14 protein-coding genes are annotated in these 13,131 nt (G+C 33.1%); 12 read left to right on the forward strand and 2 right to left on the reverse strand.

What is annotated here, in order from left to right; all coding sequences use genetic code 11:
* The first annotated feature begins 3 nt into the window (after positions 1–3).
* The 4 genes from P5P89_RS17485 to P5P89_RS17500 all read left to right on the forward strand — a co-directional run bounded on the left by P5P89_RS17485 (position 4) and on the right by P5P89_RS17500 (position 3,745).
* Positions 4–1,170, forward strand: a complete 1,167-nt coding sequence (locus P5P89_RS17485; protein WP_278009463.1) for a chromate transporter — start codon at positions 4–6, stop codon at positions 1,168–1,170.
* A 45-nt stretch (positions 1,171–1,215) separates the two neighbouring features.
* A complete protein-coding gene (gene rlmH / locus P5P89_RS17490; RefSeq protein ID WP_078229761.1) occupies positions 1,216–1,689 on the forward strand; it encodes a 23S rRNA (pseudouridine(1915)-N(3))-methyltransferase RlmH in 474 nt (157 codons plus the stop codon).
* Between the two features lie 85 nt (positions 1,690–1,774).
* Positions 1,775–3,088, forward strand: a complete 1,314-nt coding sequence (locus P5P89_RS17495) for an MFS transporter (RefSeq protein WP_110346290.1) — start codon at positions 1,775–1,777, stop codon at positions 3,086–3,088.
* 84 nt (positions 3,089–3,172) lie between these two features.
* Entirely contained in the window at positions 3,173–3,745 is a 573-nt protein-coding gene (locus P5P89_RS17500) for a pentapeptide repeat-containing protein (protein ID WP_278009464.1), read from the forward strand.
* Here P5P89_RS17500 and P5P89_RS17505 read toward each other — a convergent pair whose 3' ends face one another.
* Both P5P89_RS17505 and guaC read right to left on the reverse strand, forming a co-directional pair.
* Positions 3,746–4,243: a GNAT family N-acetyltransferase gene (locus P5P89_RS17505; RefSeq protein WP_278009465.1), complete on the reverse strand. Its 498-nt coding sequence runs from the start codon at positions 4,241–4,243 to the stop codon at positions 3,746–3,748. It abuts the gene before it with no gap.
* Positions 4,244–4,247: 4 nt separating this feature from the next.
* Positions 4,248–5,288 (reverse strand): GMP reductase, encoded by a 1,041-nt coding sequence (gene guaC, locus P5P89_RS17510; protein ID WP_278009466.1) that lies wholly within the window; start codon positions 5,286–5,288, stop codon positions 4,248–4,250.
* 235 nt (positions 5,289–5,523) lie between these two features.
* Between guaC and P5P89_RS17515 the strand changes: the two genes are divergently transcribed.
* The 8 genes from P5P89_RS17515 (at position 5,524) to sucD (ending at position 13,093) form a co-directional block, all read left to right on the forward strand.
* Entirely contained in the window at positions 5,524–6,753 is a 1,230-nt protein-coding gene (locus P5P89_RS17515) for an HD domain-containing protein (protein WP_278009467.1), read from the forward strand.
* Between the two features lie 39 nt (positions 6,754–6,792).
* Positions 6,793–7,836, forward strand: coding sequence for a UDP-3-O-(3-hydroxymyristoyl)glucosamine N-acyltransferase (lpxD, locus tag P5P89_RS17520; protein WP_278009468.1), 1,044 nt, complete (start codon positions 6,793–6,795; stop codon positions 7,834–7,836).
* Positions 7,829–9,217: a bifunctional UDP-3-O-[3-hydroxymyristoyl] N-acetylglucosamine deacetylase/3-hydroxyacyl-ACP dehydratase gene (locus P5P89_RS17525; RefSeq protein WP_223683304.1), complete on the forward strand. Its 1,389-nt coding sequence runs from the start codon at positions 7,829–7,831 to the stop codon at positions 9,215–9,217. Before lpxD ends, P5P89_RS17525 begins: the two co-directional genes overlap by 8 nt.
* Positions 9,218–9,285: 68 nt before the next feature.
* Positions 9,286–10,071 (forward strand): acyl-ACP--UDP-N-acetylglucosamine O-acyltransferase, encoded by a 786-nt coding sequence (gene lpxA / locus P5P89_RS17530; protein ID WP_223683305.1) that lies wholly within the window; start codon positions 9,286–9,288, stop codon positions 10,069–10,071.
* 84 nt (positions 10,072–10,155) lie between these two features.
* Positions 10,156–10,722: an elongation factor P gene (gene efp / locus P5P89_RS17535; protein ID WP_223683306.1), complete on the forward strand. Its 567-nt coding sequence runs from the start codon at positions 10,156–10,158 to the stop codon at positions 10,720–10,722.
* Positions 10,723–10,840: 118 nt separating this feature from the next.
* Positions 10,841–11,770, forward strand: coding sequence for a UDP-3-O-(3-hydroxymyristoyl)glucosamine N-acyltransferase (locus tag P5P89_RS17540; RefSeq protein WP_278009469.1), 930 nt, complete (start codon positions 10,841–10,843; stop codon positions 11,768–11,770).
* Position 11,771: 1 nt separating this feature from the next.
* The gene (locus P5P89_RS17545; protein ID WP_340696491.1) at positions 11,772–12,134 is read left to right on the forward strand and encodes a nuclear transport factor 2 family protein; all 363 of its coding nucleotides are present in this window, start codon (positions 11,772–11,774) and stop codon (positions 12,132–12,134) included.
* An 86-nt stretch (positions 12,135–12,220) separates the two neighbouring features.
* On the forward strand, positions 12,221–13,093 hold the full coding sequence (sucD, locus tag P5P89_RS17550; RefSeq protein ID WP_110308046.1) for a succinate--CoA ligase subunit alpha: 873 nt from the start codon (positions 12,221–12,223) through the stop codon (positions 13,091–13,093).
* The last annotated feature ends 38 nt before the right edge of the window (positions 13,094–13,131 follow it).

Consider the following 13,131-nt stretch of genomic DNA (forward strand, 5'->3'; position numbering starts at 1 on the left):
GTCATGATAGAAAAACCAACTTATACTTTACGACAGCTTGTTTACTATTTTTTGAAACTGGGAACAACCGGATTTGGAGGTCCTGTTGCTTTAGTAGGTTACATGCATGAAGATCTGGTAGAAAAGCGTAAATGGATTTCAGAGGAGAACTATAGAGAAGGTCTGGCATTAGCACAACTGGCTCCGGGACCTTTAGCGGCACAACTTGGTATTTATTTAGGTTTTTTGCATTATAGAATTTTAGGTGCGACACTGGCTGGATTAGCTTTTATAATTCCTTCCTTTATTATTGTTGTCTTATTAAGTATTACTTATACGATCTACGGAGGACTGTCATGGCTGCAGGCTATTTTTTATGGTGTTGGCGCGGCAGTAATTGGAATTATCGTAATGAGCTCATATAAACTTACACAAAAAGCTATTGGAAAGTTTACATTAGAATCACTAAAAAATAATTGGCTTTTATGGTTAATATTTGGAGTGTCTTTGGCTATAACATTGGTAACAAAACGAGAGCATATTTTATTATTTATTTGTGCAGGTCTTATGTATATGTTTTATAAATCTCCTCAAAAATTTTGGAGAACGAAAAAAACATACTCCTTGTTTATGCTGCAAATTTTATTTTTTAATGATGAGCTGACAATTTTACAAAAAATAGCAATTTTCTTTATCAAAGCTGGAGCCTTTGTTTTTGGAAGCGGTTTAGCGATAATCCCTTTTTTATATGCAGGTGTAGTGACAGAAAATCACTGGTTAAGTGAACAGCAATTCCTTGATGCTGTTGCTATAGCAATGATTACTCCAGGCCCGGTAGTAATTACAGTTGCTTTTATAGGATATATTGTTGCCGGATTTTCAGGCGCATGTGTATCTTCATTAGCGACATTTTTGCCGTGTTATTTATTCACGGTTATTCCGGCTCCTTACTTTCATAAAATTGCAAAAAATGAATCTATAAAAAACTTTGTTACAGGTATCACAGCAGCAGTTATTGGGGCATTAGTAGGGGCTGTAGTTATAATTGCATCAAGAAGTATTGTTGATGTGTCGACCGCATTAATTGCAATTCTTACTATTTTTGCTTTAATATTTATAAAAAAAATAGCTGAGCCAATTATTATTTTAATAGCGGCATTTTCAGGTATACTAATAAAATTAATGCTATAGACTTCAAATCATTTTTATCTTTGCTGTTCATAAATCAATTTAAAAATGAATATCAAACTTATCGCCATTGGCAAAACGGATAACAAATCATTACAAACATTAATCGATGATTATACTAAACGGTTGTCGTTTTATATCAAATTTGATTTAGAAATCATTCCCGATATTAAGAATGTAAAGAATTTATCTGAAAGCCAGCAAAAAGAGAAGGAAGGAGAGTTGATTTTATCTAAATTGACACCTACAGATCAGTTGATTTTATTGGATGAAAACGGAAAAAACTTCTCAAGTGTTGGTTTTTCTGAAGAGTTGCAAAAAAAGATGAATTCCGGAATCAAAACGCTGGTTTTTGTAATTGGGGGGCCTTATGGCTTTTCAGAAACAGTTTATAGTAAGGCACAAGGCAAAATTTCACTTTCACTGATGACTTTTTCACATCAGATGGTGCGTTTGTTTTTTATAGAACAATTGTACAGAGGTTTTACAATTTTAAGAAATGAACCTTATCATCATCAATAAAACTAATTATTGATTATTTATTAATGAAGATTCAGTGATGTTTATAAGAAAAAATAAATAAATTAGCTCCTTCAAAACCATAACCATGACGAACTTACCAAAAGGGAGTAAAAAATTATTGAATGCCTGGGCCTTTTATGATTGGGCAAATTCAGTTTACACTCTTACAATCGCATCAGCTGTATTTCCTATTTTTTACGAAGCCTTATTTTCTGAACGAGGACATTATATAGAAGTTTTTGGATTGGAATTGAAAAATTCAGCCCTGATTAGTTTTGTAACCGCATTTGCCTTTGTATTTGTAGCCGTCTTTTCACCATTATTATCCGGTATTGCAGATTATGTTGGGAATAAAAAATCATTCATGAAATTTTTCTGCTATGTTGGGGCTTTATCCTGCATGGGACTGTATTGGTTTAACCTTGAAAACATTTACATCGGATTATTGTTTTATTTTCTGGGGCTTATTGGTTATTGGGGAAGTTTGGTTTTCTATAATTCCTATTTGCCGGATATTGCGTTTCCTGAACAGCAGGATAAAATTAGTGCCAAAGGGTATTCTTTAGGGTATATTGGAAGTGTAATTTTACTGATTATCAATCTGGCAATGATTATGAAACCAAAAATATTTGGAATCACTGGAACAGATGGTGAAGCAGCTATGAAAGCCATGAGATATTCTTTTATTATGGTAGGAGTGTGGTGGATTTTGTTTAGCCAGTACAGCTATTATTTTTTACCTAAGGGAAGCAAAGAAACCAATCAAAAGTTATCGAAAGATGTTGTGTTTAATGGCTTTAAAGAATTAAAGAAAGTTTGGGCAATATTACAGAATAATATTCCTTTAAAAAGATACTTAGGCGGATTTTTCGTGTCAAGTATGGCGGTTCAGACTGTAATGTTGGTAGCGACTTATTTTGGAGCACAGGAAATTCAGTGGGCATCTAAAGAAGAAAGTACCATCGGTTTGATTATTTGTATTTTAATTATACAATTGGTTGCTGTAATCGGAGCTATTTTAACTTCTAGAGCTTCAGAGAAATTTGGTAACATCCCAACTTTAATTGTTATCAATACTATTTGGGCAGTTTTTTGTGCACTTGCTTTTTTTATTACCTTGCCAATACATTTTTATGTAATGGCTACGGTAGCAGGATTTGTAATGGGAGGAATTCAGGCTTTGTCACGCTCAACGTATTCAAAATTATTGCCCGAAACAGAAGATACAGCATCATTTTTTAGCTTTTATGATGTAGCTGAAAAAATTGGAATCGTAATAGGGATGTGTCTTTACGGAATTATCGATCAAATTACAGGAAGTCCTCGTTTGGCAATTGTATTCTTAGGATTGTTTTTCGTGACTGCAATTTTTCTTTTAAAAAGAGTACATAAAAAATAATTAGTAAAATAATATTCAGTCTAAACGCAATTATCATACATTTGATTCTTGCGTTTTTATTTTAAATTAAACAATAAATCTTTAATGACGAGCGAGTATTTCCTTGATAAAGAATATAATAATGTCATTTATGATAAGGATGGTGCTAATTTTAAGGAATTTGAATCTTGTGTTTTTAATAATTGTAATTTTTCTGCCTGCACTTTTTTAGCCGTTACATTTATTGACTGTGTTTTTAATGACTGCACTTTTTCTGAAGCAAAAATCAATTATGTGGCTTTTAGAACAGCAACTTTTAATCGGTGTGAAATCAAAGATGTAAATTTTGCCATGTGCGACAAACTCATTTTCGAAATTCATTTTAACGATTGTATTTTAGATTTTTCAAAGTTTTATACCTTAAAAATAAAAGGAACAACTTTTACAAATTGCAGTTTAGTTGCCGTCGATTTTATGGCTGCCGATCTTACTAGTGTTCTTTTTGATAATTGTGATTTGTATCGTTCTGAGTTTAATAAAGCGATTGCCAACAAAGTTGATTTCAAAACGAGTTATAATTACACCATTGATCCATCCAAAACGAAACTTAAAAAAGCTGTTTTTGCTTTGAATGAAGTAAAAGGTTTATTGTTTAAGCATGATGTAATTGTGAGCTGATTACAACTTTTTTTCCATCACATAATCCTCCATTAGGTAGCCATTTCCAATGTCAATATTGACTTCATCAATGATTTCAAATCCTATTTTTTTATAAAAACTTAATGCAGAGTTAAAACGGTTTACATTTAAAGATAAGCTTGTTGAATTATTTTCTAAAGCCAGTTTTTGAATCTCTTCAATTACTTTTTTGCCAATACCTTTCCCCTGTGTTTCAGGCAAAAGATAGATTTTATGAATTCGGGTTACTGGTTCATTTTTATAATCATGCTCAATTCCGATAAAACCTAAAATTGATTCGTTTTCTGAAATCAAGTAAAATAATTGCTCTTTTTTCTCGATTTGACTGATTAAAGCTTCATCAGAATAAATTAAATCGAGCATGTAATCTAATTGTTCATCCGTCAAAATTTGACCATATGTAATTGGCCAGGTTAGATGCGCAATTTGTTGAATTTTACTAATATCCTCAATGTATGCTTCAGTAATTTTAATCATAACTTTATTTTGTGAAAACCTGATTTTCCTGCTCGCTTACGCGTATAAAAGTGGTTCTTTTTGTCAATTCTTTTAGTCTGGAAGCACCCACATATGTACATGTGCTGCGCAAACCGCCTAAGATATCTAAAATTGTGTTGATGACATTGCCTTTAAACGGAATCTGAACTGTTTTTCCTTCACTGGCTCTGTATTCAGCTACTCCTCCGGCATGTTTGTCCATTGCAGTTGCAGAACTCATTCCGTAAAACTGTTTGAATTTTTCGCCTTTTATTTCGATCATTTCACCACCGCTTTCTGTGTGTCCGGCCAGCATTCCGCCAAGCATTACAAAATCTGAACCTGCACCAAAAGCTTTGGCAACATCACCGGGTGTAGTACAGCCTCCGTCACTGATAATATGCCCTCCCAAACCATGAGCTGCATCTGCACATTCAATAATAGCCGAGAGCTGCGGATATCCCACGCCGGTTTTTACTCGGGTAGTACAAACGGAACCAGGGCCAATTCCGACCTTAACGATATCTGCTCCGGCTAATAATAATTCTTCTGTCATTTCGCCGGTTACTACATTTCCTGCAATAATCACTTTATCCGGATATTGTTGGCGGGTTTGTTTTAAAAACTGCACAAAATGTTCTGAATATCCATTAGCAACATCGATACAAATAAATTTCAATAACGGATTGGCTTTAATAATTTCTGTAATTTTTGAAGCATCTTCTTTTCCTGTTCCTGTGCTAATAGCAATGTAATTATAGAAATCAGGAGATACGTTTTGTAGAAAATTATTCCACTCCTGAAGCGAATAATGTTTATGAATAGCAGTAAAAAGTTTTTCTTTAGCTAAAACAGCAGCAATTTCAAAAGTGCCTACAGTATCCATATTTGCTGCCATAATTGGAATTCCTGTCCATGCTGCTGAACTGTGCAAAAAAATAAAATTTCTTTGTAAAGATACTTCAGCCCTGCTTTTTAACGTCGATCTTTTGGGTCTGATCATGACATCTTTAAAGCCTAATTTAAGATCGGTTTCTATTCTCATGAATTTCCAAATTTTTGTTACTTTCAAATATATTAATTTTGAAAGTGACATCGTTTATAGCAACACGAAAACTAATCCTTAGTTATTAACATCTTAAAAAATACAACTAAGAAATATTGAATGATGTTTTGTTTTTCTCTTTAGTAAAATGAATTTCTTTGTTTTTTAAGATAAACAGAAAACGGTTTATAGTTAATTACTTATATTTGTTCACTTAAAAAAAACACCAGAAATAGTGAATCATATCAATAAGTTAAAAATATTCAATGACCCGATTTATGGCTTCATTTCTATTCCGAATGAGCTTATTTATGATTTAATTCAGCATCCGTATTTTCAGCGTTTGAGACGTATTTCTCAAATGGGATTGTCGTATTTGGTTTACCCGGGAGCTAATCATACACGTTTTCATCATGCTTTGGGCTGTATGCATTTGATGCAAAAGGCAATTGAAACACTTCGTTTTAAGGGAGTTGCTATTTCAAGTGATGAAGAGTGTGCTTTATTGATTGCTATTTTACTGCATGATATTGGTCATGGGCCTTTTTCGCATGCAATGGAAAAGAGTATTGTAGAAGATGTTAACCATGAATCCATTTCATTATTGTTTATGAATCAGCTAAACCATGAATTTGATGGAAAGCTGAGTTTGGCAATTCAGGTTTTTAAAGGAGAATATCACAGAAAGTTCATGCTGCAATTGATTTCGAGCCAGTTGGATATGGACAGAATGGATTATTTAAAACGCGATAGTTTTTATACTGGAGTTGCAGAGGGAAATGTCAATTCTGAGCGTCTCATCCAGATGATGAATGTTGAAAACGATGTTTTAGTTATAGAAGAAAAAGGGATTTATTCAGTAGAAAAATTTCTATTATCAAGAAGATTAATGTACTGGCAGGCTTATTTGCATAAAACAAGTCTGGTAGCCGAATTAATTTTGATGAAAGTACTTAAACGAGCTAAAGAACTAACATTGAAGGGAGTTAAATTGCATTGTAGTGAACCTCTTTTATATTTCATGCAAAATAAGATTTCACTTGAAAATTTTGATGCTGAAAAATTAGATTTATTTTCTCAATTAGATGATTTTGATATTATTAGCGCTTTGAAAGCTTGGCAGAAGCATAATGATTTTATATTGTCTACTTTGAGTAAAATGATCATTAACAGGGATTTATTGAAAATTAAAATGAGTGCTGATAAAATTCCAATGGAGGAATCTCAGGCAATGAAAGAAGAATTTGCAGAGGAGCATAATATTTCCCAGCTGGAAGCAGGCTACTTTATTTTTAGAGGGAAAATTAAAAATCAGGCTTACAGTAAAGAAGCAGAACCTATACGAATTTTGAAAAAAGACAAAACAATTGAAGATGTTGTTGAGGCATCTGACCAGTTGAATTTGAAATCGTTATCTAAATTGGTGACAAAATATTACATCTGTTTTCCAAAACAACTTATCTAAAATTAACATTTAAAACCTATTTTTTATATTTTTGTCGGGATGAAATTTACAGCAGAACAAATAGCAGGAATTTTAGAAGGAGAAGTTGTTGGTGATCCCAATGCAGAAGTTTCCCGGCTTTCTAAAATAGAAGAAGGAGAGGAAGGTTCTCTTACTTTCCTGGCAAATCCTAAATATATTAACTACATATATACAACAAAAGCATCTATTACAATTGTTAATGATTCTTTTGTTCCGGAATCTGAAATTACAACCACTTTAATTAAAGTTGAAGATGCTTATGCGTCTTTTTCAAAACTTTTGGAATTTTATAATCAGGTTAAATTAAATAAAAGTGGAATCGAAAAACATGCTTTTCTAACTGAGGGCACTAAATATGGTGAGAACCTGTATTTGGGAAGTTTTAGTTATGTAGGGCAAAATGTAACTTTGGGTAATAATGTAAAAATATATCCAAACAGTTTTATTGGTGATAATGTTGTTATTGGTGATAATGTATATATTTTTGCAGGCGCTAAAATTTACTCTGAAACGATAATTGGTAATAATTGTACAATTCATTCAGGGAGTATCATTGGAGCTGATGGTTTTGGTTTTGCCCCAAATGAAGATGGTGAGTATACTAAAGTTCCACAAATTGGGAATGTTATTATAGAAGATAATGTAGATATTGGTGCCAATACTACAATAGACAGGGCAACACTTGGGTCTACAATTATTAGAAAAGGAGTAAAATTAGATAATCAGATCCAGATTGCACATAACGTAGAGATTGGAAGAAATACTGTTATCGCAGCTCAATCAGGAGTTGCAGGCTCAACAAAAATTGGTGAAAACTGTATGATTGGAGGTCAGGTAGGTATTGCAGGACACTTAGTAATAGGAAATAATGTTCGAGTACAGGCACAGTCAGGAATTGGCAGAAACATTAAAGATGACGAAGTTTTGCAGGGAAGTCCAACTTTTGGTTATAGTGATTTTAGTAAATCCTATGTGCATTTTAAGAACTTGCCTAAGATTGTTGCCGAATTAGAAGAATTAAAGAAACAAATAATAAACCCAAAAAATGGAAATAATGGTTAAACAGAAGACCATCAAGAATGAAATTTCACTAACAGGAGTTGGATTACATACTGGAAAAGAAGTTACTATGACTTTTAAACCTGCTCCTATTAATAATGGTTTCACTTTTGTTAGGATTGATTTGCAAGGTCAGCCAATAATTGAGGCAGATGCCAATTATGTTGTTAACACACAAAGAGGTACCAATTTAGAAAAATTAGGTGTGAAAATTCAAACTCCTGAACACGTTTTAGCAGCATTAGTAGGGTGTGATCTGGATAACGTTATTATAGAGTTAAATGCTTCAGAACTACCTATTATGGATGGTTCTTCAAAATATTTTGTTGAGGCTATTGAAAAAGCTGGTATCGAAGAGCAGGATGCAAAACGAAATGTTTATGTAGTAAAAGAGGTAATCTCATTTACTGATGAGGCTACAGGTAGTGAGATTTTGGTTATGCCAAGTGATGATTATCAGGTTACTACAATGGTAGATTTTGGAACTAAAGTTTTAGGTACTCAAAATGCGACATTAAAAAGTATTTCTGATTTTAAAGATGAAATTTCAAACTCGAGAACGTTTAGCTTTTTACACGAATTAGAATCTTTATTAGAAAACGGACTGATAAAAGGTGGCGATTTAAATAACGCTATTGTTTACGTAGATAAAGAGATTTCTGATTCTACAATGGAGAGTCTTAAAAAAGCCTTCGGAAAAGATGAAATTTCTGTTAAACCAAACGGTGTTCTTGATAATCTGACTTTACATTATCCAAACGAGGCTGCAAGACATAAACTGTTGGATGTTATTGGTGATTTATCTTTGATTGGAGTTAGAATTCAGGGAAAAATTATTGCTAATAAACCTGGGCATTATGTAAATACTCAATTTGCAAAAAAATTAGCAAAAATTATAAAAATAGAGCAGAGAAACCATATTCCGGTTTATGATTTAAATCAGGAGCCTTTGATGGATATCCATAAAATCATGGCTGTATTGCCTCATAGACCTCCATTTTTGTTGATTGACAGAATTATTGAAATGTCATCAAGTCATGTAGTGGGATTGAAAAATGTTACCATGAATGAAAATTTCTTTGTGGGTCATTTTCCTGATGCTCCTGTAATGCCGGGGGTATTAATTGTTGAAGCAATGGCACAAACAGGTGGAATTTTAGTTTTAAGTACAGTTCCGGATCCTGAAAATTATTTGACATATTTTATGAAAATAGATAATGTTAAATTTAAACACAAAGTTTTACCAGGAGATACTCTAATATTCAAGTGTGATTTAATTTCTCCTATCAGAAGAGGAATATGTCATATGCAGGCAAATGCTTATGCAAACGGGAAATTAGTAGCTGAAGCAGAATTAATGGCTCAAATTGCGAAAAAACAATAATTAATCAAAATTATTGTTTACGTTTGTTGCCTAAATTTAGATTATTTATTAAAATATAAAAAATACAGATGAATCAACCATTAGCATATGTTCATCCTGGCGCTAAAATCGCTAAAAATGTTGTAATTGAGCCTTTTACAACAATTCATAATAATGTTGTTATTGGTGATGGTACCTGGATAGGTTCAAATGTAACTATCATGGAAGGTGCAAGAATTGGTAAAAACTGTAACATTTTCCCAGGCGCTGTAATTTCAGCAGTTCCTCAGGATTTAAAATTTGGAGGAGAAGATTCTCTGGCTATTATTGGAGATAATTGTACAATAAGAGAATGTGTAACTATAAATAGAGGAACAATAGCTTCTGGACAGACAGTTATAGGTAATAATTGTTTAATAATGGCAACTGCACATATTGCTCATGACTGCCATGTAGGTAATAATGCTATTATTGTTAATGGAGTTCTTTTAGGAGGTCATGTTACTATTGGTAATTATGCCATAATTGGAGGTTTATCTGCAGTTCACCAATTTATTAGTGTTGGAGATCATGCTATGATTTCCGGAGGATCATTATTAAGAAAAGATGTTCCGCCATATACCAAAGCTGCAAAAGAACCCTTATCTTATGTTGGTATTAACTCAGTAGGATTAAGGAGAAGAGGTTTTTCAACCGAAAAAATTAGAGAAATACAGGATATCTACAGAATTTTATACCAAAAAAATTATAATACTACTCAGGCACTGAGTATTATAGAAGCAGAAATGGAAGCTACTCCTGAAAGAGATGAAATTTTAGATTTTATCAGAAATTCATCAAGAGGTGTAATGAAGGGATATTCAGGGAATTACTAAATAAAATTTATTCGGCAATTTGTATCGTTTAATGTTAATCGAAACAATATTGATGAATACAAACATTAAATAAAAAACAAAAAAATGGCATCTACATCAGATATTAGAAACGGATTGTGTATTAAATTTAATCACGATATTTATAAAATCATTGAATTTCTTCACGTAAAACCAGGAAAAGGACCAGCTTTCGTAAGAACAAAATTAAAAAGTTTAACTTCAGGAAAAGTATTAGATAATACTTTTTCAGCAGGTCACAAAATTGACGTTATTAGAGTTGAAACACATACATTTCAGTTTTTATATCCGGAAGGTGATGAGTTTCATTTTATGAATGCTGAAACCTTTGAGCAGATTTCTTTAAATAAAAATATTCTTGATGCTCCGGATTTATTGAAAGAAGGAACAAATGTAATGGTTCAGATCAACACAGAAACAGATTTACCATTATCAGTAGATATGCCTGCATCTGTAGTTCTGGAAGTTACATATGCTGAACCAGGTGTAAAAGGTAACACAGCAACAAATGCAACGAAATCTGCTACGGTTGAGACAGGAGCAACAATAAATGTTCCACTGTTTATCAATGAAGGTGATAAAATAAAAATAGATACTGCTTCAGGTTCTTATATGGAGCGTGTAAAAGAGTAATTTTTTAATTGATATAATTTGGCAATGAGTCAGTTAGGTAATTTGTGAATCGGCATAATTTGTATATTCACATTCTAATTGACTCATTTCCAATTAGCACATTTTCTAATTATAAAATATGAAATTTCCAAAGGTTCACTCTTTACTAGAAATTGCAAATTTGCTTAGCTGCGAATTTATTGGTGATAAAAATTTTGAGGTTTTAGGCATGAACGAGATACATGTAGTTGAACCGGGAGATATCGTTTTTGTTGACCATCCAAAATATTATGATAAGGCTTTACAATCGGCTGCAACTATTGTCTTAATCAATAAGAAGGTAGATTGTCCAGAAGGTAAAGCTCTTTTAATTTCTGATGATCCTTTCAGGGATTTTAATGTCCTCACAAGGCATTTTAAGCCTTTTCAATTTGCGAATGTTGCTATTGCTCCATCGGCACAAATTGGTGAAGGGACCGTTATTCAGCCAAATTCTTTTGTTGGAAATCACGTTACAATTGGTAAAAACTGTCTAATTCATTCTAATGTTTCTATTTACGATCATACAGTAATTGGAGATAATGTAATTATTCATGCCGGTACTATTTTAGGAGCTGATGCGTTTTATTATAAAAAGCGTCCTGAAGGTTTTGATCAGCTAATTTCGGGCGGAAGAGTTGTAATTGAAAATAATGTTGGAATTGGAGCGCTTTGTACGATTGATAAAGGTGTAACAGGAGATACAACTATTGGGGAGGGAACAAAACTAGATAATCAGGTTCATGTTGGACATGATACCGTTATCGGGAAAAAATGTTTAATTGCTTCTCAGACAGGTATTGCAGGCTGCGTAATTATTGAAGACGAAGTAACGCTATGGGGACAGGTTGGAACTACCAGCGGAATTACAATTGGCGCAAAAGCTGTTGTGATGGGACAAACGGGTGTTACTAAATCTGTTGAAGGAGGAAAATCTTACTTTGGAACTCCAATAGAAGAATCAAGAGAAAAGCTGAAACAATTAGCGAATATCAAAAAGATTCCTGAAATTCTAAATAAATTAAAGTAATATGTCTATTAAAGAATTTGTGCAAAAATTTTATAAATCGGATGCTCTGATTGATAGTGAAATTTTTAAAACCTATCTGCATCCTGACGTTACAATAGAGTGGAATAGCAGCAGAGGGTTAATCCATATGGATTACGATTCGATAATAAATATGGCTAATGAATTAAATCGGGCCTATGTTCGTTCAAAAGTAAGGATTACTCATATAATTGCCGAAGATGATTTGGTTTCAGTACGTTACTCTCATTATGTAAAAACAATCGAAAATCCTCGTGAAGAAATGTTATTAGCCCATTTTTTTACAATTTGGCAGATAAAAGACGGTAAATTATATCGTGGTTATCAAATGAGTCAATTTTCGTGATATTTTTTGCCGATAAAAAAGGTGAAAATAAGTTACAAAACCTTACTTTTGCATCACAATTTTAAAAACTACATAAAATATATATCATGAGTGTTTTAGTTAATAAAGATTCCAAAATAATTGTTCAGGGATTTACAGGTAGCGAAGGAACTTTCCACGCTTCTCAAATGATTGAGTACGGTACTAATGTTGTAGGTGGTGTAACTCCTGGAAAAGGAGGAACTAGCCATTTAGATCGTCCGGTTTTTAACACAGTAAAAGATGCTGTAGATCAGGCTGGAGCTGATACATCGATCATTTTTGTTCCGCCAGCTTTTGCTGCTGATGCAATTATGGAAGCTGCTGACGCCGGAATTAAAGTAATCATTGCTATTACAGAAGGAATTCCTGTAGCAGATATGATTAAAGCAAATAATTATGTTAAAGAAAGAAATTCTAGATTAATTGGACCAAACTGTCCTGGAATTATTACTCCGGGTGAGGCTAAAGTTGGTATTATGCCAGGTTTTGTTTTCAAAAAAGGATCTGTTGGTATCGTTTCTAAATCAGGAACTTTAACTTATGAAGCTGCTGACCAGGTTGTAAAACAAGGCTTAGGAATCACTACTGCAATTGGTATCGGTGGTGACCCAATTATTGGAACTACAACTAAAGAAGCTGTTGAGTTATTAATGAACGATCCGGAAACTGAAATCATCATCATGATTGGTGAAATCGGAGGTCAATTAGAAGCTGATGCTGCTAAATGGGTTAAAGCTGATGGTAACCGTAAACCAGTTGTTGGTTTTATTGCAGGAGAAACTGCTCCAGCAGGTAGAACAATGGGACACGCAGGTGCTATTGTTGGTGGTTCTGATGATACAGCTGCTGCTAAAAAACAAATCATGAGAGACAACGGAATCCATGTTGTTGATTCACCAGCTGAAATTGGTAAAAAAGTAAAAGAAGTGTTGGGATAATCTCCAATATTCAAAATAACAAATTCCAAAAAAGTCTC

This window comes from Flavobacterium gyeonganense (assembly GCF_029625295.1).
GTDB lineage: Bacteria > Bacteroidota > Bacteroidia > Flavobacteriales > Flavobacteriaceae > Flavobacterium > Flavobacterium gyeonganense.